This window comes from Sphingomonas tabacisoli (genome assembly GCF_042678385.1).
Taxonomy (GTDB): domain Bacteria; phylum Pseudomonadota; class Alphaproteobacteria; order Sphingomonadales; family Sphingomonadaceae; genus Sphingomonas_B; species Sphingomonas_B tabacisoli.
Genome location: NZ_JBHUDY010000003.1, coordinates 141,978 through 161,358 on the forward strand (window position 1 = coordinate 141,978; position 19,381 = coordinate 161,358).

A 19,381-nucleotide genomic window follows, 5' to 3' on the forward strand; every position below is an offset into this window, starting at 1 on the left:
CGCAGAAACAGATTGCAGTCGAGTCACACAAGTGTCACGCTCCCGTCAACGATATGTCATGTTGAGAGGAGCTGGAGATGCGTTACTGGCTGGCTTTGGCGGCGGGCGTTGTGGTTGCGAGCGCGGCGAGCGCGCAGACCTCCACCATCTATGCGCGTTCGTCTGGGGAGGCGGCCCGTACCGAGCGGCTTCTGCTCTTGCAGCGTGGAGATGAGCCGACCGGCGCGTCTGCCCGGCTCAATCTCGCCAATCTGTACATGCAGACCGGTCGCCGCGTTCAGGCCGCCGATCTCTATCGGGAAGTGCTGTCGAACGACAATCAGCTGATGCGCACTCAGACCGGCGAACTGGTCTGGTCCCATCAGCTTGCCCGGCGCGAGCTGCACCGCGCTCCCGCGCTGGCATTGCGCTGAACGGTTCGACGAGCCGCTAAGGCTTTCGACGAAAGGCCGGCTCGCCGATTGGCGCGCCGGCCTTTTCGTTTAGCTTGGGCGGTGACGCCGGCGACACTGCTCAGTTCCAAGCCACTCGTTGGACGTCAGGCGGCAGGAGGCAGGAGGCAGGACGCAGGAGGGACAGAGCTGGCCGACGGCTTCGAGGAAGGCCGAGGGGACTAAAGCTCAGGTTGGGCCGATAATCACATCGATATTCGTTCCGAGCTGCAAGCCCTGCAGGTCGGTAGCGAAGCTAGGGTTGGCGGTCTTCAGCTCGAACTTATAGATCTTCCCATCGGGCAGCGGCCCAAATGTTCCCTGCTTTGCAAAAAGCAAGCCGATCTGGCCCGAACTGATCGTCTTGGCGAGGTTCTTCATCTCCATCGGAACGCCGAGCGTCGGAAACTGACCAAGATGAATTTGAAGAGTAATCGATAACGAAGGTGGCGACACTACAACGAGTTCATAGGGGAGCTTGTCTTCTGCGACAGGCAGAAACCGAACGCCCAGCACCGCGGGTTTCGTTTCATGTCCATCAACAAAGATGTTGCCGCCGAATCCCCCTCCGGGCGCACAGGGCGGCTTGATATGCCAGTGGACGCGCGTTTCGAGAGCAAGGTCCAGCGGCGAGTTCATGTTGAGACCACCAGCGACAGGTAGAAAGTCGAACCGGTTGACGACGACTCGCGCTTTCGTCGTGTCGCTCATCAGTTCCGCGTACCACTCGCCTTTCGGCAGCGGCCAGCACCCCTTCGTATCGCGATACAAATATCCAGTGCTGCTGGTCGACTGAAACCGCACGGTTTTCTGATCCGCTGGTCGGGCCGAAAGTAGCGCTCCCCATCCGATGATCGGCCGATACGCGGCGCGTAAACGCGCGCCCTGAGCGTTCGTCGCCAGATCGCCGGTTGACTGTTCGATCGATGCTTCGTTGGCCGCGATCCGCCTTTCCAACGCGGCAATATCTGCGCGGAGCGCCCTTTTCTCGAGCGTTGCACAGCCTGCAAGGCAAGGAAGGACAAGCACGAGCGCTGCAGTTCGAACCATCACAGCCCCTCCACATTGGCGTAGACGTGGATTCCGTTCTTCAGGAACAGGACATGCTGAACCCTGACCGCACCGCTGACATAAGTATCAGGATAAGTGAGCGTGCCCGTTACGGAGCTGCCGTTTCCTGTGGGGAAGCTGATCGTCTGGCTGCCCGCCTTGCCCCCGATCCCGAAATCATTCTTTAGCGGAATCGGCACTGGAGGAAGCTTGGCTGTCATCTCCGTGGCCTTCAATTCCGTAAGCTCGCGAAGAAAGATCCATTTCTCGAAATCGAGCGGCCCGAATTTCAGCTCGGGCACAAACCGCGTGGCAACCAGCCGGAGCTGCAGCGTATCAGGGCGTTTTGCATCGCCTTCGATCATAAAGCGCGCGTCCATCCGGACGCGCGCACGGAGCCCCGTTTTGATGTCCTTTGCCGACGCATCGATCGACAGTAGAGGCGATCCCGCGCGAAACGCCAGGCGCACGGATGCGAGCGTAATCTGAATCGGCCGCCCATGATCCAGCGTCACCTGAAAGCCATCGAAAGGTGCGAGGATTTGGTCGAAAATGACCCCGTTCAAAAACAGAAAAAGATCATATTTCGAAGGATCGAATATCTGCTGGGAAGCTGACACCGAGATTTGATGTGAGGCCAGATCCACAGTGCGTAACTGGGATCGTTGGAGCTCAAGAAGCCTGATCTCTGTGCTGCAGGAGGGCAAAAGGCTTAGCGCGATAGCGGCAGCACAGATGCGCTGCGGTTTGCCATGCTTCATACTAGATCCCCTGTTCTTTGGTAGGATGACGCACCACCGCAATGAACCCAAGAAGAGTCGGAACCGAAACGGCCTGATGTTTGGCCATTTCGGACCGATGTTTTTTGGCCAAGTGCGGACCGATCTCGACAAACGGTGATATCTGTCGACAGGCGCCATTTCACGTTCGGGAGCAGATGATAGAGATCGGCCGATGCTAGTCGCTGCTCTTCTTGTCGCCTCGGGGTGGCAGCTCATCCCCGCAAGTTGGCAGCGCGGCCATGGACCTGATGGTAACAGTGTCGTGCTTGATGCCCCGGCCGGGTTGATCGTGGTCGATACCGGGCGTCACCCGGATCATCAGCAGGCGATCCTCGCGGCGGCGAAGGTCCGCGGAAAGCCGATCGCGGCGATCGTCAACACGCATTGGCATCTCGACCACACGGGCGGGAACCAGGAAATTCGTGCGGCCTTTCCCAAAGCCGAGATCATCGCCAGCGAAGCCGTGGATGGCGCGCTCACGGGCTTCCTGAAGCGCAGCCGGGCGGATGCCGAAGCGTATCTCGCGTCGGGCAAGGCGAGCCCCGAGCAGGCGGCCGATGCGCGGACCGATTTCGCGGCGATGGACGATGTCGCCGATCTGCGTCCGTCGCGGCCGGTGCGCGCCAGCGGGACGATGACGATCGCCGGCCGCACGCTGCAGGTCCATCTCGAGCATTATGCCGCGACGGCCGGCGACGTTTGGCTCTACGATCCCAAGGCAAGGCTGGCGATCGCCGGCGATCTCGTCGTCGGCCTCGCGCCATTCATGGACACGGCCTGCCCGCAAGGCTGGCGTGCAGCGCTCGGCCATATCGCCGCGGCGCCCTTCGTCACGCTGATCCCGGGCCATGGTGCGCCGATGGACCGCGCCGGCTTTGCGCAATGGCGGAGGGCCTTCGACAATTTGCTCGACTGCGCTGCGGGTACGGCGACGAAGCAAGCCTGTATCGACGGCTGGATGCGCGACGCCGCGCCATTCATCTCTGCGGCGGATCGCGACCGGGTGCCCGGCATGATCGGCTATTATATCGACACCCGCTTGCGCGCCTCTCGCCAAGAAAAAGCACGCTATTGCGAGGGCGGCGCGGGCTAAACCTCCTTGCCAGTTGCGTTCGGAAACCTAATCTGAGCGCAAACGAGACTCAGGAGAGCGCGGCCATGATGAGCTATCTGAAACATTATATCGACGGTGCCTGGGTAGAGAGCGACGGCGGCAAGCGCCACCTCGTCATCAACCCGGCGAACGAAGAGCCGTGCACCGAAATTACGCTCGGCTCGGCCGCCGATGCCGATCGGGCGGTGAAGGCCGCGCGGCGCGCCTTCGAGAGCTTCAGCCAGACCAGCGTCGAAGAGCGCGTCGCGCTGCTCGAGCGGATCATCGCCGAATACAAGAAGCGCATGCCCGACATCGCCCGTGCCATCTCGATCGAGATGGGCGCGCCGATGGGCCTCGCCATGGGCGCGCAGGCGCCGACCGGCCTCGGCCATTTCGCCTACACCCTGCGCGCGCTGAAGGAGTTCAAGTTCGAAGAGACGATCGGCAGCACCAAGGTGCTTCACGAGCCGATCGGCGTCGTCGCGATGATTACGCCCTGGAACTGGCCGATCAACCAGATCGCCGCCAAGGTCGCGCCCGCCCTCGCCGCGGGCAACACGATGGTGCTGAAGCCGTCCGAGGAAACCCCGGCCTGCGCGGCGATCTTCGCTGAAGTGCTGGACGCTGCCGGCGTGCCGGCGGGCGTGTTCAACCTGGTGCAGGGCGACGGACCGACCGTAGGCGCCGCGCTTTCCGCACATCCGGATGTCGACATGGTGAGCTTCACCGGCTCGACCCGCGCGGGCATTGCAATCGCTGCTGCCGCCGCCTCGACCGTCAAGCGCGTGCATCAGGAACTGGGCGGGAAGGCGCCCAATCTGGTGCTGGAAGGCGCCGACCTGAACACAGTGCTGCCGCCGACAGTGATGGGCGTGCTTGCCAATACGGGCCAAAGCTGCATCGCGCCGACCCGCGTGCTGGTCCACCAATCCCAGGTCGACGAAGCGACCGGCTTCATCAAGGCAATGATGGAGGCGACGCCGGTTGGCGACCCGCTGACCGAGGGCAATCATATCGGGCCGGTCGTGAACAGGACGCAGTGGGAGAAGATCCAGGGCCTGATCCAGAGCGCGATCGACGAAGGCGCGACGCTCGTCACCGGCGGTACGGGCTTGCCCGAAGGCGTCAACCGCGGCTTCTATATCCGCCCGACACTGTTCCGCGACGTGACTCCCGACATGCGTATCGCGAAGGAAGAGACGTTCGGCCCGGTCGCGACCGTGATGACCTACACCGACGAGGAAGACGGCATCCGCATCGCCAACGACACCGCCTATGGCCTGTCCGCGACGATCTCGGGCGATCCCGCCAAGGCGGCCAAGGTCGCGCGGCGGCTGCGCGCCGGCCTCGTCACGATCAATAGCTGGTCGCCCGATCCGGGGGCGCCGTTCGGCGGCTACAAGCAGTCCGGCAATGGCCGCGAGAACGGCAAATACGGCCTGACCGACTTCATGGAAGTGAAGTCGGTCGTCGGCGAGCCGGCCTGATCCAGCCAGGTGCCGATCGTTGAGTTGCTGACCCCGCCGCCCGGCGACGCCTATGCGTCCGAGGCGGCGGAACAGGCGCAAACCTATGTCGATGCCTTTGCCCGCGTCGGGCTGACCGTGCGGCCGCGCGCCTGGACGGACGCCGGCGATGCGCCTGCGCTGGCGCTGCTTGCGTGGGGCTACCATCTGCATCCTGAGCGCTGGGCGGCGCTCCTGGACAGCTGGCCGGCCGACGTGCCGCTGTTCAATCCGGCGCCGCTGATGCGCTGGAACACGCGCAAGACTTATCTGGCCGAGCTGGACGCGGCCGGCGTGCCGACGGTGCCGACATGGTTCGGGGATGCCAGTGCGCGGAGCGTGGCGGCGGCGTTCGGCTGGCTCGGCGCGGACGAGCTCGTGGTGAAGCCGCAGGTGTCGGCGGGCAGTCACGCCACCTATCGCGTCAAGCGCGGCGAAGACTCACCCGACGTTGTGGACGCAATGATCCAGCCGTTCCTGCCGGCAATCCAGGATGAAGGCGAATATTCGCTCTTCTATATCGACGGCGCATTCAGCCATGCGATCTGCAAGGTCGCGACCAATGGCGATTTCCGCATTCAGCCGCAGTTCGGTGGCGTCAATGCGCGCTGGGAGCCGGACGAGGAAGCAAAGGACGTGGCGGAAGCTGCGCTGGCCGCAGCGCCCGGCGAGGCGCTGTATGCGCGGATCGATCTGCTGCGGCGGCTTGATGGCCACTTGGCGCTGATCGAGTTCGAAGCGATCGAGCCCGATCTTTACTTCCATCACGGCGAGCATGTGCTCGACCATCTGGCTGAAGCTGTAAGCGCACGATTGTAAGGTTCGGCGGCGCGGCAAGGGAGGGGAGCCGCGCCGCCCGCCAACGATCCGGCCGCGGCGAAGCAACCCCGCGCAGAACCCAAATCGCCGGCGATTCGAATGACAGGAACGATGTAGGAACGCCGCGGCCCTGTTCAATAGTCCTTGGACACGCGCACGCTCGCGCTTTGCCGTCCGATCGTCGAAATCGTCGACAGCACCGACAGCCAGCGCGTGATCTGGAACTCCAGGCGTGTCGCAGAATAGCCCTGACCGTCCGTGACCAGCTCCACGAACGCCCGGCGCGTAATGTATTTGCCGGCGGCGATTGCGGTCCCTTGGCCGATCGTCGGGTCGGCGGCGATGATCCTCAGCCGGTCGAGCCCGACGGCGCGGCGCAGCGCATTGATCGGGTCGAGCCCGCCGCCGCTCTGCAACGCGGCCACGGCGGAAGCGAGCTGCACGGCCTCGGGCGCGGACAGGTTGGTGATCGATGTGCCGAACAGCAGGCGCGACAGCAGCTCGTCCTCGGGCAATGCCGGATTGCTGGTGAAGCTGACGTCGGGCTTGAGGCCGGTGCCGGTCACCCGGATGGTCGCGGACAGGCCCTGCAGATTCGCGGCGGCGGCGATGTCGAGCACCGGATCGGGCGGGCTCGAGCCGTTGAAGCGGATCGTGCCGCGCTCGAGGTCGAACCGGCGCCCCGCGAATTCATAGCCGCCGCGCAGCAAAGTCGCGGTGCCGAGCAGCACCGGCTCGCCGACCGTGCCACTGATCGCCAGGTCCGCGCGCCATTCGCTGTCGAGACCGAGCCCCGACACCATCAGCCGGTTTCGGGCATTCGCCTTCAGGTTCATCCGCCACGGCGCAGGCGGAGCCGGTGGTTCGACTTCGTCGGCAGGGCGGTTGCGCTCCGTGAGGTTGGCGAGGCGCGAAATGGCGACGGCGGAGCGTGCGCGGCCGAGGCGGTAGCGGCTGCGGTCGAGCGTCACTTCGCCGGCGATCAATCCGCCATAACCGTCGGATGTGATGTGCAGCGGCCCGGAGACGGTCGCGCCGATGTCGTCGCGGTTGATCAGCACGGCGTTTTGCGCGTTCACGGTCAGGTCCATGCCGACGCCGTTCTTCGCGCCGAAATCGAACGTGCCGCTGCCGGTGACGGAGCCGCCCTGGCCGGCGGTCGCGGTCATCTTGTCGATGACCAGTCGCGACCCGCCAAACCGGCCGCTCGCATCCACATTGGTGAGCACCGTGCCGGAGGTCGAGCTCTCCAGCCGCGCGCCGGTCGCCCGCACCGATCCGCGGATGACCGGGTCGGGGAGCCGCCCGCCTATATCGGCAGCAATCGCGACCGGGCCGGACAAATCGAATTGCTGGATACCGGTCAGCCGCCACAGCGTATCTGCGGGCCCGGCATAGCCAAGCTGCGCGAACAGCGGCGCATTCGCTAGCCGCGTGGCGAGATCGCCGCCGGCGGGCAGCGGCGCGAGCCGGGCCTGGGCGCGGCCGATGATCTTGCCTTCGCTCGCCGCCACGGCGCGGGCCGCCGCCTGATTGCCGTTCAGCACCGCCTTCACGCCCAGGTCGATCGGTTTGGACGTCAGCACCAGAGAGGAACGCGTCAGCCGGCGGATGGTGAGATCAACCTGGCCCGAGGGCAGTGCGCCAGGCCCGGCGCGATATTGGATGCGCCCCGTCGCCGTACCGCCAAGGCCGAGGTTCGGCGTCACGACATCGAACACCGTCATCGGCACGCCCAGCAGTGTCGCATCGACTTCAGTGCTGGCGCCGCCGATCAGCCCGGCCAGTTTCAACTGCCCGCCGCCATAGGCGAGCGCCGTCGGCGCCAGCCGCCAGCCTGCCGCGTCGTAGGTCAGCACCGCGGGGCTTTCGATCTGAACCGGCTTACGATCGACGGTGCCGCCGCCAGTAATCGTGAGCTTGTCCGGCGCGACCTGGATCACGGTCTGCATGTCGAAGGCGCGGCCGCGGGAACCCGCGAACCCGGCCTTGATCGTCCCGCGCCCGCCGCGCAGGTCGATGTTTGCCGCAAGACGCGCGAGCGATAGCGGGCCGCGGCGGAGACCGCGCGCCGTGATCGTGCCGCGGGTGACAAGGCCGGCGGGATCGAGCAGCACTTCGCCGTCCAGCGCACCGCGGATGATGCGGGTTTCGGGTTCGGTCGCCAGTCGCGCATTGTTCGCGTCGAAGCTGAGCGCAATCCGCTGCACATTGTTCGGACGGTCGAAGGCGAGCAGACCATTCAGGCCGGGGCCGGCGACGCGCAGGCGCCCGTCGAAGCCGACGCCGTGCGCGGTCAGTTCGCCGGTGACGTTCAGCCCGGCGACTGCCAGCGTTCCGACGCCGATCCGCGCCGGCTCGCCCTTCGGCAGCAGGATCGCGCCGGCGCTGGTCCATAGCCCGAGCAGCGAGCCGCCATTGGCACGATAGGCAAAGCCGGCCGCATTGGGATCGAGGAACAGCCGCATGTCGGCGATGCCGAGCGCATCGAGCGGGCGCGGCAGGAAGATCGCGAGCTTGGGCCGCTCGATCCTCCCGTCGAGCGTGAGGCGCAGCGGGCCATAGGTCGCTTGCCGACCGGCCCCCTCGAAATAGAAAGTGCCGTCGCGCCGCCTGAATCCGCTGCCGGTCAGCAGCAGCTTGGGGGCCGTGATCTTGAGGCCTGTGAAATGGACGACACCGTCACGATCGCGGGTCAGCGCCGTTTCCAGATAGGGCAGGCCGCCGGCGAGCCGGAGCAGGAAAGCATTGTCGAAGCGACGCACCCAGGCTTGCGCCCGCCCGGCGATGTGCGTGCCGAGCCGATTGGCGCCGGGCACCACCGACAGGCTGGTCTTCACATCGACGATGCCGAGGCCGGGGATGTAATAGCGCGTCAGTTCACCGGCGAGGCGGATGTCATAGTCGCCGGTGCGCAGGTCGACGAACAAAGCCGCGCGGCTGGTGAGCTTGTCGGAGCGGACACGGAGATTGTCGCCGGTGATCGTCTTGGTGGTCACCTTGATGATGCCGTCGACGGTCAGGTTGGCGAGAAGGCCGCCGGCGACATCGCCCACCCCGGTGACGCGGCGGGCGGTGAATCGGATCGGAACCGAAACAGGCGCCTTGGAGAGACGGCCCATCCCGTCCAGCCGCGCCTGCTCGAAGCCGGTGTTGTCGAAATAGATGACCGGGCTGGTGATGACGTAGCGGAACTTGGCGGTGGGGTAAGGACCGTCGAGCAGCGCGCGGAGCTGGACGTCGCGGCCGCGCATGTTCTTGAACAGGGCGGCGGGCTGCAGCAGCGCCGCGCGGACGACAACGGCGTCATATTGGCCGCGGCGAAGATCGAGCCCCCCATCGGCCTGCACCGCCAGTGCGGCGGAGCGAAGCTTAAGCCGGCCGCTCAGGATGCCGCGATCGAAGCGCCCGCGGCCGTCAATACCGATACGCGGCGCGGCGAGACGCTGGACGCGGCCTTTGGTCACGCTGTCGAGGAACAGCCCGCCATTCAGCCGGTATTCGCCCTCGCGCAGAGTCAGCGCGGTGTCGACGATCCGCTTGCCGCTGGCGTCGACCAGGGCGGTTCCGGACCAGGCCGACCAGTCGCCCTTGCCGGCGATCTGCGCGGCCAGCGGCCGATCGGTGCCGATCAGCTTGCCGAGAACGCCGCCCGCGGGCGCGGCAAGCTGCGCACCAAGATCGAAGCGGCCCACCTTGGGCTCGGAGTCCAGCACCAGTTTCAGCCGGTCGCCCGCGCTGGTCCAGGCCGCGCCTTTCACCATCGCCCGGCCGCGGCGGACATCGGCTGCGGCTGAGAGCGCGCCTACCCGTTCGGGGCCGGCAATCCCTTTCAGGATGCGCAGCCGCTCGATCGTCAGCCGCCCGAGGCGGATATCGAAGCTGGGCAGGGTGAAAGGCTGGTTGCTCGCGCGGAACTTGGGGAGCTTGTGCAGTGTCGCGGCAGGCGCGGTCAGCTCGTCGATGTCGAGCGTGTTCACCGTCCAGCGCCACGGCGTCCAGCGCAGCTTGACGTCCGGCGCGGACAGGAACAGGCCCTGCGGATCGTAGAAGCGCACGTCGCGCAAGGTGGCGCGGCCGTAGATCGACCCATCGATGCGGCCGATGCGAATGCGCAGGCCGGACTTGATCTGCAGCCGCTCGATCCGGTCGATCAGGAAACGGTGGCCGGCGTCGGTGTCGATCCCCCAGACGGCGACCAGAAGCGCAAGCAGCAGCGCCAGTGGCGGGAGCACGGCCCAGCGCCACCGGCGCCGGCGGCGGACCGGAGGCGGCGAGGCCGGCTCTTCCGTCAAAATGCCTGGCCCAGCGAGACGAACAGGGTGATGCGCGAATCGCCCTTTTGCGGGTTGATCGGCGTGCCGACATCGACGCGGATCGGGCCGAAGCTCGAATGATAGCGCACGCCGAGGCCGGCACCGTAGCGGAAGCCGCTGAAGTCCGGCAACGCCGAACGGTAGATGTTGCCGCCGTCGAGGAACGGTACGATTCCGAAATTGCCGAAGCGGATGCGGGCTTCGGCGCCGAACTCGGCCAGGCTGCGGCCGCCGGTCGGGTTGTTGTCGGCATCGCGGGGGCCGATCGCCTGATAGCCGAAGCCGCGCACCGATCCGCCGCCGCCGGCGAAGAAGCGCCGCGACGGCGCGATCCGGTCCGCCGAGGCGCCGACGATCGAGCCGAGCCTTATGCGCCCGGCGAGCACCACGCGCTTACTGACCGGCTGATAGGCGCTGCCGTCGAGCTGCAGCCGGGCATAGCCGAACACCGTGTTCTGCAGCGACACTTCGGGGCTCAGCCGCCCCGACAGACGGAAGCCGCGGGTCGGATCGAGCAGATTGTCGCTGCCGTCATAGGCAAGCGTGCCGGGCAGAGCGGCGATGAAATAGGTGCGCCGCGTGGTGCTGGTCAGCGAGTTGATCGCGCCGCGCTCGTCCGATGCCAGCAGCTGCGCGCCGACGCTCCACGTCCACTTCTTCTGGAAGACGATGTTGCTCTGCCGCTCGATGCCGGCGCCGATCAGGAACGTCCGCGCTTCGTAGCCGGGCTGCTTCAGATGGGCGAGCGACACGTCGGCGGTCAGCACATGGTCACGCTTCTTGTAGTTGCTGCGGCGGAAGCTGGCGGCGGCGCTTTGCTCGCGTGTGCCGAGCACGCCGCGCAGTGTCAGCGCGCCTTCGGGCGGGAAGAAATTGCGGTGCTGCCAGCTCACCGCCGCCCGCGCGCCTTCGCCGGTGCCGTAGCCCAGTTCGCCGGCGATGGTCCGCGGCGGCGCCTTGTCGATCGAGACCGCAATGTCCACCGTGTCGGGCGTTTCGCCCAGCTGCGGCGTCACCCCGACCGAGGAGACGAGGCCAGTCGCGATCAGCGCGCGGCGGAGATCGTCGATGTCGCTCGCTTCATAGGGCTGGCCCGGCTTGAACCGCGCAATCCGCTGAATGTGCTTGGCAGTGAACAGCGCGCCCTTCGGTACGATGATCTTGCCGTACCGCCGCGCCCCGCCGGGGTCGACAGTCAGCACCAGAGTGGCGGTGCGGCTTTCGTGATCGACGACGACTTCAGGCTCCGGCACCTTGGCGAAGGGGAAGCCGCCCTGGCCGATCTTCGCCTTCAACGCGGCGGTGCCGGCATTGACCGCGGCCGCGTCGACCGGGTCCTGCTGCTTGATCCCGAAAGCGTCGCGCAGCGCATCGGCCTGGGCAGGCGCGCCGTCCAGCCCGCGCACTTCCACGGCGGCGAAATGATAGCGTTCGCCCGGGCTGGCCGACAGCGTGACCAGCACCCGGCCCGCCGCCGGCGTGACCTGCGGCTCGACCTCCGCATCGTAGAAGCCGCGCGAGCGTAACAGGTCGGCGAGCAGGTCCGCATCCTCGCGCGCGCGGCGGTCGATCTGGGCAACGTTCGCCGGCTGCTTTGCGCCGGATTTCAGCACGGACAGCGCATTGAACTGAGCCGTGACGAGCTCCGCCTGTTCGGTATCGAGACCGTCCAGCCGGATATCGTAGCGGAGATCGGCGCCGGCATCGGTGGTGACGCCCTGAGTCGGGACCGCCGGCTCGCCGGGCTGCGTCGCCAGGTCGGGCCAGTCGACGCCGAGGCCCGGCAGCGGGTCGAGCGGGGAGTCCGGGTCGAGCGGCGGCTCGGCCTGGTTCGCGGCTTGCGCGAGCAGGGGGGTAACAGGATTGGTCGCCGCAGCCATCAACGCGGCGACGGCGAACGCCGCGCCGGGGCGCCGCGACGAGCAGCACTTCATGAGCCGAGGCTTATCGCCTCCGGCCCCGCCCCGCCAGCTTTAGTGCACGGTTCCGATCACTTCGCTGGCGGTGAGCAGCACCACCAGCCGCTCGACCTGCCGCCAGCGGCAGAAATGGACGACATTGCCCAGGTCGCGGCTGCGGTCGGCGCGCGCGGCGGCCTCGATCGCCGCCTCGGAACCGAAGCGGGCGATCAGATCGGTCGCGTCGGTGAGCACCGCGCGATTTGCAACATAGGGAAGGGGGGTGTGGCGCGCGGCGTGCATGGCCGTGGCTGTAACGGGCGATGCTTGCCCGGGCGCGCACGAGAAGGGTCAACGCGATCTTGACCATCTTCGCCTGGGGACCGCATGGGGCGGCATGCCTCGTACCCCCGCACCCCGTTCCGCCGGTATCCTGTTCGCCATCCTGCCTCTGGCGGGAGCCATCGGCGTCGGTTTCCTTGGCGAGCCGGTGATCGGGCTGGTCGGCGGCCTGGCGCTTGCGGCGGTGCTGGTGACTTTGTTCTGGCTGATCGACCGGCAGCGCTGACTTACACCCGATATCCCCGTTATCCACAGGCATTTGGGGGCAGATTCCACTTTGTGCGACTCGGGAGCCGTGACAGCATCTGCCTGTGATCGGAACAAGATCGCAGCGGCTTCCGCCCCCGGCGGAAACCGAAGCGAAGGCGGGAAGATCGCGGCCGGTGAGAGGATCGGAACAGCTTCGGCTCGAACGAGAGTTTCACTGGTGACAGGCGCCGGAAGCGACTTTGCTCGGCGCGCCTGTTCGGAAGCCCAAAAGGCGGATGGACGAGCGCGACAGCGAAGTTCCAAGAAGGGCCGCCAAAGCGCCAAGCCGTTCCCTCGGGAAAGACATGGCAGCGAGGCGACGCCTGAGTTTGAGGGAAGATGTCCGCCCCTCGGGGTGGAGACCAACCTGGAAGCTCGGCGCAGTGGGGGCTGGCGGAAACGCCGGCCCCCATTTCGATTCCGGGCAGGTCGGCGCGGCAAAGGTAACAAAGGTGCACGGCACCGCGCCCTATTCGTCACCTTTGCCGGAACTGTTCGCAATCTCGATTCCGCGATCAACTGGACGATTCAAAGAGGCGGCAGCGAACGCCAAGAATGCGGCTAGCAGATGCGCTGCCGTGTAGGACAGCGGAATGTCTGCTTTCGGCCCATTGCGGACAACTGCAGGTGCGTTAGTTTCGAGCCGGTGAGCTATCACTCCAAGCACGCGCGAAATGTCGGCTGTCTAGCTGCTGCGACAGTCTTCATTTGCATCGGAGTTCCGTGGCTGATTCTTTTCACGATGGGGGACCGGGCTTGTGACACGGGTGGCGCCGAGCCATGTGCCTGGAGCAGGACTGCAGAGATCTGGTTCGCCGCCGCTGCTGTCTTGGCCTGCTGCCTCTTGCTCGCTGCTCTGATCAACGGAATAGTGGCGGTGATCCGAAGGCAGCGAAGCCGAGAGCGGAACGGCAGCTAACCACCCAATGCCGACATTCGAAACCGAAGCCGCTACCATCGTCACTCCGCCTTAGGGTCGGGGTAACGAGGAAAAGGGTGCGAACCTACTCGGCGGCTAGTGCGCCCGGTCCCGCGAACTTCCCGACTTCGTTGCCCCATGCGTCCCAGCCGGGGCGTTCGCTGCGGGCGAAGAGTTCGAGCTTGGAAGCGTCGGGATACAGGCGGTCGATATAATCCCGCACCTGTTCGGGCTTTTGCGAATGGGCGCGCTTGGGGGCGAGGATGACGTTCGGCACGCCTTCGTCGCCAAGCGGCAGCGGCCGGCCCTTGGGGACGCGGCTGGCGGCGAGGACATATTCGGCGGTCGGCTTCACGATCGAGGGACGCACGCCTTGTGCGCCGATCGGACCGCCGTCCTTGCGCGCCTTGACCCAGACAAACGCGACGCCGCGGAAATGGAGTTTCCAGGCCGTGAGGCACGCCATCGCGACGTCCAGCCGCGGCGAGGTGGCCCAGAGAAACAGCACGCCGCGGTCGCTCAGCAGATCGGGGACGGGCAGGCGCACGATCACTTCGTCCGGCGCGGTCGCGTAGAATTTCGCGGCGGCGCCCCATTTGTTCTGCTGACCATAATAGGACCAGGGCGGATCGGCGAGGATCACGTCGTAACGCCGGTCCGGCAAGTCGCGCCACAGGGTCATGGGGCCTGCTTAAAGCGGGCCGGGCGCGAAAGGAATCCCCTCTCCCTACGGGAGAGGTGAAGTCAGACCACCGGGTCGGCGTTCATCGGGTTCGGCATGGTCGCGGGCGCGAAGGCGTCTCGGCGATTTTCGGGGACCGCAGCGGTCGGGTTGGGGCGGAAATCCGGGTTCGCGCGGTCGCCGGGGCCGTGCGGCTTGTCGAGGCCGAGATCGGCGGCGCTGCTGCCGCCGTCTTCGGCCGCACCGCTCGGCAGGCCAAGCGCGCGGTCGATCGCGCCGGCCACGCCCGACGCGCCGTCGCGGGCGCGGCGGCTGAACGCGAACAGACCAGCGACGGCGGTGATGCCGCCGATCGCCAGCGCCGCGATCAGCGTGGAATTGCTGTCCTGCCTCTTCGACTTCTTGTTCTTCTTGGCCATCGCGCTGCTCCTTCAAGATCGTTTCGATCTCAACGGGCGGCAGCCGCAGCCGTTCCGGATCAGCCCTGCTCGCCGCCCAGCATCTTGATGATGCCGGAGAAATCGAGCCCCGCATGGCCGGCATTGGCGAAGGCCTGGTAGAGCGCCATCGCTTCCGCACCCATCGGCACCGAAGCGTTCGCGTCGCTCGCCGCCTGGATGGCGAGCTTCAGGTCCTTGAGCATCAGCCCCGCCGCGAAGCCGCCCTGATAGCCGCGATCGGCCGGTGTCTCGGGCCCGACCCCTGGCAACGGGCAATAGCTGGTCATCGACCAGCTCTGCCCCGACGAGACCGAGCTGATGTCGAAGAATGTCTGCGGGTCCAATCCCAGCTTCTTCGCCAGCAGGAAGGCCTCGCAGGTGGCGACCATCGAGGCGCCCAAGAGCATGTTGTTGCAGATCTTGGCCGCCTGGCCGGAGCCGCTGGGGCCGGCGTGGATGACCGCTTTGCCCATGCATTGGAGGATCGGCTCGGCGCGCGCGAACGCCTCTGCGCTGCCGCCGACCATGAAAGTCAGCGTGCCGCCCGCCGCCGCCGCGATACCGCCGGAAACGGGCGCGTCGACCATCTTGTAGCCGAGCTGCTCCATCCCCTCCGCCACGGCGCGGGCGCTGCCGACGTCGATCGTCGAGCAGTCGAGCAGCAGCGCGGACGTCGGCGCCTTGCCGGCGACGGCGTCGTGATAGACCTGCCGCACATGCGGGCCGGCGGGGAGCATCGTCACCACTGCCTCGGCCTCGGCGACCGCTTCCTCAGCGCTCGCGGCGGGCAGGCAGCCTGCCTGCTTCGCGCGGTCGAGCGCCTCGGCGGAAAGGTCGAACGCGCGCACGTCATGCCCCGCCTTGGCGAGATTCGCGGCCATCCCGCCGCCCATATTGCCGAGCCCGATGAATGCGATCCGTGCCATTTTACTCCCCTACCGCTTGCGGGAGGGGCAGGGGGAGGGCCTGTCCGAACCGCACAGCGTGAAACACATTCCCTCCCCCGACCCCTCCCGCAAGCGGGAGGGGAGAAGGTCTATCTACCCGTCCAAACGCCCGGCCGCTTCTCGACGAAGGCGGCCATGCCTTCGCTCTGGTCCTCGGTGCCGAAAAGGCCGTGGAACAGGCGGCGCTCGAAAAGGATGCCGGTGGCGAGGCCGGTCTCGAACGCGGCGTTGACCATTTCCTTGTTCGCGATCGCGGCCAGCGGCGGCATCGCGGCGATCGACGAAGCGGTCTTCAGCGCCTCGTCGATCAGCTCGGCGGCGGGGACGACGCGGGCGACGAGGCCGGAGCGCTCGGCCTCGGCGGCGTCCATCATCCGGCCGGTCAGGCACATTTCCATCGCCTTGGCCTTGCCGACCGCGCGCGTCAGCCGCTGCGATCCGCCCATGCCCGGAGACACGCCGAGCTTGATTTCGGGCTGGCCGAACTTGGCGCTGTCGGCGGCGATGATGAAATCCGCCATCATCGCGACTTCGCAGCCGCCGCCCAGCGCATAGCCGGCGACCGCCGCGATCCAGGGCTTCCGCGTCGCCGTCACCCGCTCCCAGCCGGCGAAGAAGTTGCCGGCGTACATATCGGCAAAGCCCTGGCTCGACATCTCCTTGATGTCGGCGCCCGCCGCGAACGCCTTCTCACTCCCGGTCAGCACCAGGCAGCGCTGCGCGGGATCGGCGTCATAGGCGGCGAAGGCGTCGATCAGCTCGGCGAGCACCTGGCTGTTCAGCGCATTCAGCGCCTGCGGGCGGTTGAGGCGGATCAGAGTCACCGCATCGTGCCGCTCAATCAGGATGGTCTCGTAGTCGCTCATTTTCTCTCTTTCGTCATCCCGAACTTGTTTCGGGATAAGGTGTCCGTCACTCTCAACCCAACCAGCAAACCCGCGACCATCCGTCGCTTCGGCCTTTGTCCCGAAACAAGTTCGGGATGACACGGAGTTACCGATACGGCGTCCACGCCTCGTCGTCCGGAAGCGGCGCGAAGATGGTATCGAGCATGTGTTCGGTGACGCCTTCCGGCGTGGCCGGATGCCATTTCGGCGTATTGTCCTTGTCGACGATCACCGCGCGCACGCCTTCGAGGAAATCGTGGCGCTGCACGACGTGTGCGCCGACGGCGTATTCCTGCCGCATCTCGTCGGCGAAGCTGTGCATCTGGGCGCCTTCCTTCAGCAGCCGGAGCGCGACTTTCATCGTCTGCGGCGACTTGGTGTTCAGCGTCGCCAGCTCCTTCGTCGCCCAGTCGGAGCCGTCGGCTTTCAGCGCGGCATAGACGTCCTCCAGATGATCGGAGGCGAACAGCCGGTCGATCTGCTCCAGATTGGCCTCGATCCGCGCCGGCGGCGGCTCTTCCGAAAAGGCGTCGAGGATCGCTTCGATCGCGGACGGATCGGCGGCGATCTTCGCCTTCGCTTCGTCGAGCGCCGCGGCGGGGAGATAGTGCGTGGCAAGGCCGAGGAAGAGGCATTCCGTCCCGTCCAGCCGCGCGCCGGTCAGCGTCAGGAACTGACCTGTCCGGCCGGGCAGGCGCGACAGATACCAGCCGCCGCCCACGTCCGGAAACAGGCCGATGCCGGTCTCGGGCATAGCGAAGCGGGTGTTTTCGGTCGCGACCCGGAACTTGCAGGGCAGCGAAATGCCGACGCCGCCGCCCATCGTGATGCCGTCCATGAACGCAACCGTCGGCTTCACATAGGTGAACAGCCGCTCGTTCATCTGGTATTCGGTGCGGAAGAATTCGCGCGCTTCCGCGCCATCCTTCGCCCCGCTTTCCGCGAGCATCCGGATGTCGCCGCCCGCGCAAAAGCCGCGGCCCTCGGCGTGATCAAACAATATCGCGCGGATGCTGTCATCGCCGCGCCACGCCTCGAGCTGCTCAAGGATCGCGCGGCACATGGCTGTGGTCAGCGCATGGATCGCCTTCGGCCGGTTCAATCGGATCCGTCCGATGTGCCGTTCGGTCAGCGCAATGATCTCGTCGGTCATTGCCGCGTCAGGTCCCGGCCGACGATCATGCGCATGACCTGGTTGGTGCCTTCCAAGATCGAATGCACGCGCAGGTCGCGCCAGAAGCGTTCGATCGGATAGTCGCGCAGATAGCCGTAACCGCCGTGGAGCTGCAGCGCCCGATCGACGATCGAGCTGCCATTGTCCGTCGCGAGCCGCTTCGCCATTGCCGAGAAGCGCGACTTGTCGGGCGCGTTCGCGGTCACCTTGGCCGCGGCCATGTAGAGCAGCGCGCGCGCCGCCTCCAGATCGGTCGCCATGTCGGCGAGCATGAACTGCGTGTTCTGGAACTCGGCGACCGGCTGGCCGAATTGCTGGCGCTCCTTGGTGTATTTGACCGCCTCGTCCAGGCAGCGCTGCGCCCCGCCCAGCGAGCAGGCGCCGATGTTGAGCCGGCCGCCATCGAGCCCCGCCATGGCGAAGCGGAAGCCGTCGCCTTCCGCGCCGACGCGATTCTCGACCGGCACGCGGCAATCCTCGAAGATCACCTGCGCGGTGGGGCTGGCGTTCCAGCCGAGCTTCTTTTCGGGCGCGCCGAACGACAGGCCGGGCGTGTCCTTCTCGACCACCAGGCAGGAAATGCCTTTCGACTTTTCCTCGGACGTGCGCACCATGCAGACATAGATGTCGTTGTAGCCGGCGCCCGAGATGAACTGCTTGGTGCCGTTCAGCACATAATGGTCGCCGTCCAGCCGTGCCGTCGTCTTGAGCGCGGCGGCGTCCGAGCCCGAGCCCGGCTCGGTCAGGCAATAGCTCGCGATCTTGTCCATGCTGACGAGATCGGGAAGGAAGCGCGCCTTGATCTCCGCCCCGCCGAAGCGGTCGATCATCCAGGTCGCCATGTTGTGGATCGAGATATAGGCGCTGGTCGCCGGGCAGCCATAGGCCATCGCTTCCATGATCAGCGCCGCTTCCAGCCGCCCAAGCCCGATCCCGCCCGACTCCTCGGACACATAGATCGCGCCGAAGCCGAGCTCGCCGACCGCCTTCCAGACGTCGACAGGGTAATGGTGCTTCTCGTCCCATTCCGCGGCGAAAGGCGTGATGCGGTCGGCGGTGAATTTGCGCGCCAGATCCTGGATCTCGCGCTGATCGTCGGTCAGATCGAACTGGGTCATGACGTCGCGCCTAGCACTGCCTCCGCTTCGATTTCCACTTTCCATTCCGGACGCAGCAGGCCGGCCACGACGACCATCGTTGCCGCGGGGCGCACGTCCGCGAAGCGCCGGCCATGCGCGCGGCCCACCGCATCGGCGTCGGCCGGATCGGTGATGAACATACGCGTGCGCACGATGTCGGTGCGCTGCCCGCCCAGCTGACGGATGGCCCCGATGATGATGTCGAAGCAGCGGTCTGTCTGCGCCTCGGCATTGCCCGGCGTCGAGGACCCATCCGCCTCGACCGGTGCGGTGCCCGAGACAAGGATGCGATCGCCGACGCGAACGGCGCGCGAAAAGCCGATGCTTTCCTCAAAGGGCGAGGCGGAAGCGGTTCGCTGGCGTTCGGTCATCGATCATCCCCCTGTTTCGGCCATCACCCCATCGTTGGAATGACGAAGGCGTTCTCACCGGTTGCGGAGCCGTCGGGCCAGCGCTGGGTGACGGTCTTGGTCTTCGTCCAGAACCGCACGCCTTCCATGCCGTGCTGGTTGATGTCGCCGAACGCCGAGCGCTTCCAGCCGCCGAAGCTGTGATAGGCGACCGGCACCGGGATCGGCACGTTGATGCCGACCATGCCGACGTTGACGCGCGCCGCGAACTCGCGCGCGGCATGGCCGTTGCGGGTGAAGATGGCGACGCCGTTGCCATATTGATGCTCGCTCGGGAGCTTCAGCGCCGTCTCGA

18 protein-coding genes are annotated in these 19,381 nt (G+C 66.4%); 5 read left to right on the forward strand and 13 right to left on the reverse strand.

The annotated features are described in order from the left end of the window. Positions 1-77: 77 nt before the first annotated feature. Positions 78-413 (forward strand): hypothetical protein, encoded by a 336-nt coding sequence (locus ACFSCW_RS16645; RefSeq protein ID WP_380891537.1) that lies wholly within the window; start codon positions 78-80, stop codon positions 411-413. 207 nt (positions 414-620) lie between these two features. Here ACFSCW_RS16645 and ACFSCW_RS16650 read toward each other — a convergent pair whose 3' ends face one another. Further along, entirely contained in the window at positions 621-1,481 is an 861-nt protein-coding gene (locus ACFSCW_RS16650) for a hypothetical protein (RefSeq protein WP_380891540.1), read from the reverse strand. Continuing rightward, positions 1,481-2,242 carry a hypothetical protein gene (locus tag ACFSCW_RS16655; RefSeq protein WP_380891542.1) on the reverse strand — a complete coding sequence of 254 codons (762 nt, stop codon included), beginning with the start codon at positions 2,240-2,242 and terminating at the stop codon, positions 1,481-1,483. The genes ACFSCW_RS16650 and ACFSCW_RS16655 overlap by 1 nt, the downstream gene beginning before the upstream one ends. Before the next feature lie 283 nt (positions 2,243-2,525). Between ACFSCW_RS16655 and ACFSCW_RS16660 the strand changes: the two genes are divergently transcribed. The 3 genes from ACFSCW_RS16660 to ACFSCW_RS16670 all read left to right on the forward strand — a co-directional run bounded on the left by ACFSCW_RS16660 (position 2,526) and on the right by ACFSCW_RS16670 (position 5,683). Beyond that, entirely contained in the window at positions 2,526-3,356 is an 831-nt protein-coding gene (locus ACFSCW_RS16660) for an MBL fold metallo-hydrolase (RefSeq protein WP_380891545.1), read from the forward strand. 65 nt (positions 3,357-3,421) lie between these two features. Next, a complete protein-coding gene (locus tag ACFSCW_RS16665) occupies positions 3,422-4,846 on the forward strand; it encodes an aldehyde dehydrogenase family protein (RefSeq protein ID WP_380891548.1) in 1,425 nt (474 codons plus the stop codon). Positions 4,847-4,855: 9 nt separating this feature from the next. After that, on the forward strand, positions 4,856-5,683 hold the full coding sequence (locus ACFSCW_RS16670) for an ATP-grasp domain-containing protein (protein ID WP_380891550.1): 828 nt from the start codon (positions 4,856-4,858) through the stop codon (positions 5,681-5,683). 134 nt (positions 5,684-5,817) lie between these two features. Here the strand turns inward: ACFSCW_RS16670 and ACFSCW_RS16675 are convergent, their stop codons facing one another. The 3 genes from ACFSCW_RS16675 to ACFSCW_RS16685 form a co-directional block, all read right to left on the reverse strand. Next, the gene (locus ACFSCW_RS16675; RefSeq protein ID WP_380891553.1) at positions 5,818-9,918 is read right to left on the reverse strand and encodes a translocation/assembly module TamB domain-containing protein; all 4,101 of its coding nucleotides are present in this window, start codon (positions 9,916-9,918) and stop codon (positions 5,818-5,820) included. 56 nt (positions 9,919-9,974) lie between these two features. After that, positions 9,975-11,879, reverse strand: coding sequence for an autotransporter assembly complex protein TamA (locus ACFSCW_RS16680; RefSeq protein ID WP_380891555.1), 1,905 nt, complete (start codon positions 11,877-11,879; stop codon positions 9,975-9,977). Positions 11,880-11,972: 93 nt separating this feature from the next. Continuing rightward, on the reverse strand, positions 11,973-12,200 hold the full coding sequence (locus ACFSCW_RS16685; RefSeq protein ID WP_380891558.1) for a hypothetical protein: 228 nt from the start codon (positions 12,198-12,200) through the stop codon (positions 11,973-11,975). Between the two features lie 94 nt (positions 12,201-12,294). On the opposite strand from ACFSCW_RS16685, the gene ACFSCW_RS16690 reads away from it, so the two are divergent. Further along, positions 12,295-12,465 carry a hypothetical protein gene (locus ACFSCW_RS16690; RefSeq protein ID WP_380891559.1) on the forward strand — a complete coding sequence of 57 codons (171 nt, stop codon included), beginning with the start codon at positions 12,295-12,297 and terminating at the stop codon, positions 12,463-12,465. A 1,027-nt stretch (positions 12,466-13,492) separates the two neighbouring features. Here the strand turns inward: ACFSCW_RS16690 and ACFSCW_RS16695 are convergent. The 8 genes from ACFSCW_RS16695 to ACFSCW_RS16730 form a co-directional block, all read right to left on the reverse strand. Continuing rightward, a complete protein-coding gene (locus ACFSCW_RS16695; protein WP_380891562.1) occupies positions 13,493-14,089 on the reverse strand; it encodes an MT-A70 family methyltransferase in 597 nt (198 codons plus the stop codon). Between the two features lie 62 nt (positions 14,090-14,151). Further along, complete coding sequence (locus tag ACFSCW_RS16700) at positions 14,152-14,508, reverse strand: hypothetical protein (protein WP_380891565.1); 357 nt, start codon at positions 14,506-14,508, stop codon at positions 14,152-14,154. 59 nt (positions 14,509-14,567) lie between these two features. Then, positions 14,568-15,455, reverse strand: coding sequence for a 3-hydroxyisobutyrate dehydrogenase (gene mmsB, locus ACFSCW_RS16705; protein ID WP_380891567.1), 888 nt, complete (start codon positions 15,453-15,455; stop codon positions 14,568-14,570). A 110-nt stretch (positions 15,456-15,565) separates the two neighbouring features. Continuing rightward, positions 15,566-16,342, reverse strand: coding sequence for an enoyl-CoA hydratase (locus ACFSCW_RS16710; protein WP_380891569.1), 777 nt, complete (start codon positions 16,340-16,342; stop codon positions 15,566-15,568). Between the two features lie 127 nt (positions 16,343-16,469). Then, positions 16,470-17,516: an enoyl-CoA hydratase/isomerase family protein gene (locus tag ACFSCW_RS16715; RefSeq protein WP_380891571.1), complete on the reverse strand. Its 1,047-nt coding sequence runs from the start codon at positions 17,514-17,516 to the stop codon at positions 16,470-16,472. Beyond that, positions 17,513-18,655, reverse strand: a complete 1,143-nt coding sequence (locus ACFSCW_RS16720; protein WP_380891574.1) for an acyl-CoA dehydrogenase family protein — start codon at positions 18,653-18,655, stop codon at positions 17,513-17,515. Before ACFSCW_RS16720 ends, ACFSCW_RS16715 begins: the two co-directional genes overlap by 4 nt. Beyond that, positions 18,652-19,047, reverse strand: a complete 396-nt coding sequence (locus tag ACFSCW_RS16725; RefSeq protein ID WP_380891576.1) for a RidA family protein — start codon at positions 19,045-19,047, stop codon at positions 18,652-18,654. Before ACFSCW_RS16725 ends, ACFSCW_RS16720 begins: the two co-directional genes overlap by 4 nt. A gap of 23 nt (positions 19,048-19,070) precedes the next feature. Further along, the coding region (locus ACFSCW_RS16730) for an aldehyde dehydrogenase family protein (RefSeq protein WP_380891578.1) at positions 19,071-19,381 on the reverse strand (311 nt) is incomplete at its 5' end.

What these genes read in the sequence shown, in the direction of transcription:
- ACFSCW_RS16655 (WP_380891542.1), bottom strand. Translation starts at nt 2,242, where the DNA reads ATGAAGCATGGCAAACCGCAGCGCATCTGTGCTGCCGCTATCGCGCTA.
- ACFSCW_RS16685 (WP_380891558.1), bottom strand. Translation starts at nt 12,200, where the DNA reads ATGCACGCCGCGCGCCACACCCCCCTTCCCTATGTTGCAAATCGCGCG.
- ACFSCW_RS16690 (WP_380891559.1), top strand. Translation starts at nt 12,295, where the DNA reads ATGCCTCGTACCCCCGCACCCCGTTCCGCCGGTATCCTGTTCGCCATC.
- ACFSCW_RS16645 (WP_380891537.1), top strand. Translation starts at nt 78, where the DNA reads ATGCGTTACTGGCTGGCTTTGGCGGCGGGCGTTGTGGTTGCGAGCGCG.
- ACFSCW_RS16715 (WP_380891571.1), bottom strand. Translation starts at nt 17,516, where the DNA reads ATGACCGACGAGATCATTGCGCTGACCGAACGGCACATCGGACGGATC.
- ACFSCW_RS16695 (WP_380891562.1), bottom strand. Translation starts at nt 14,089, where the DNA reads ATGACCCTGTGGCGCGACTTGCCGGACCGGCGTTACGACGTGATCCTC.
- mmsB (WP_380891567.1), bottom strand. Translation starts at nt 15,455, where the DNA reads ATGGCACGGATCGCATTCATCGGGCTCGGCAATATGGGCGGCGGGATG.
- ACFSCW_RS16650 (WP_380891540.1), bottom strand. Translation starts at nt 1,481, where the DNA reads ATGGTTCGAACTGCAGCGCTCGTGCTTGTCCTTCCTTGCCTTGCAGGC.
- ACFSCW_RS16725 (WP_380891576.1), bottom strand. Translation starts at nt 19,047, where the DNA reads ATGACCGAACGCCAGCGAACCGCTTCCGCCTCGCCCTTTGAGGAAAGC.
- ACFSCW_RS16700 (WP_380891565.1), bottom strand. Translation starts at nt 14,508, where the DNA reads ATGGCCAAGAAGAACAAGAAGTCGAAGAGGCAGGACAGCAATTCCACG.
- ACFSCW_RS16710 (WP_380891569.1), bottom strand. Translation starts at nt 16,342, where the DNA reads ATGAGCGACTACGAGACCATCCTGATTGAGCGGCACGATGCGGTGACT.
- ACFSCW_RS16680 (WP_380891555.1), bottom strand. Translation starts at nt 11,879, where the DNA reads ATGGCTGCGGCGACCAATCCTGTTACCCCCCTGCTCGCGCAAGCCGCG.
- ACFSCW_RS16720 (WP_380891574.1), bottom strand. Translation starts at nt 18,655, where the DNA reads ATGACCCAGTTCGATCTGACCGACGATCAGCGCGAGATCCAGGATCTG.
- ACFSCW_RS16665 (WP_380891548.1), top strand. Translation starts at nt 3,422, where the DNA reads ATGATGAGCTATCTGAAACATTATATCGACGGTGCCTGGGTAGAGAGC.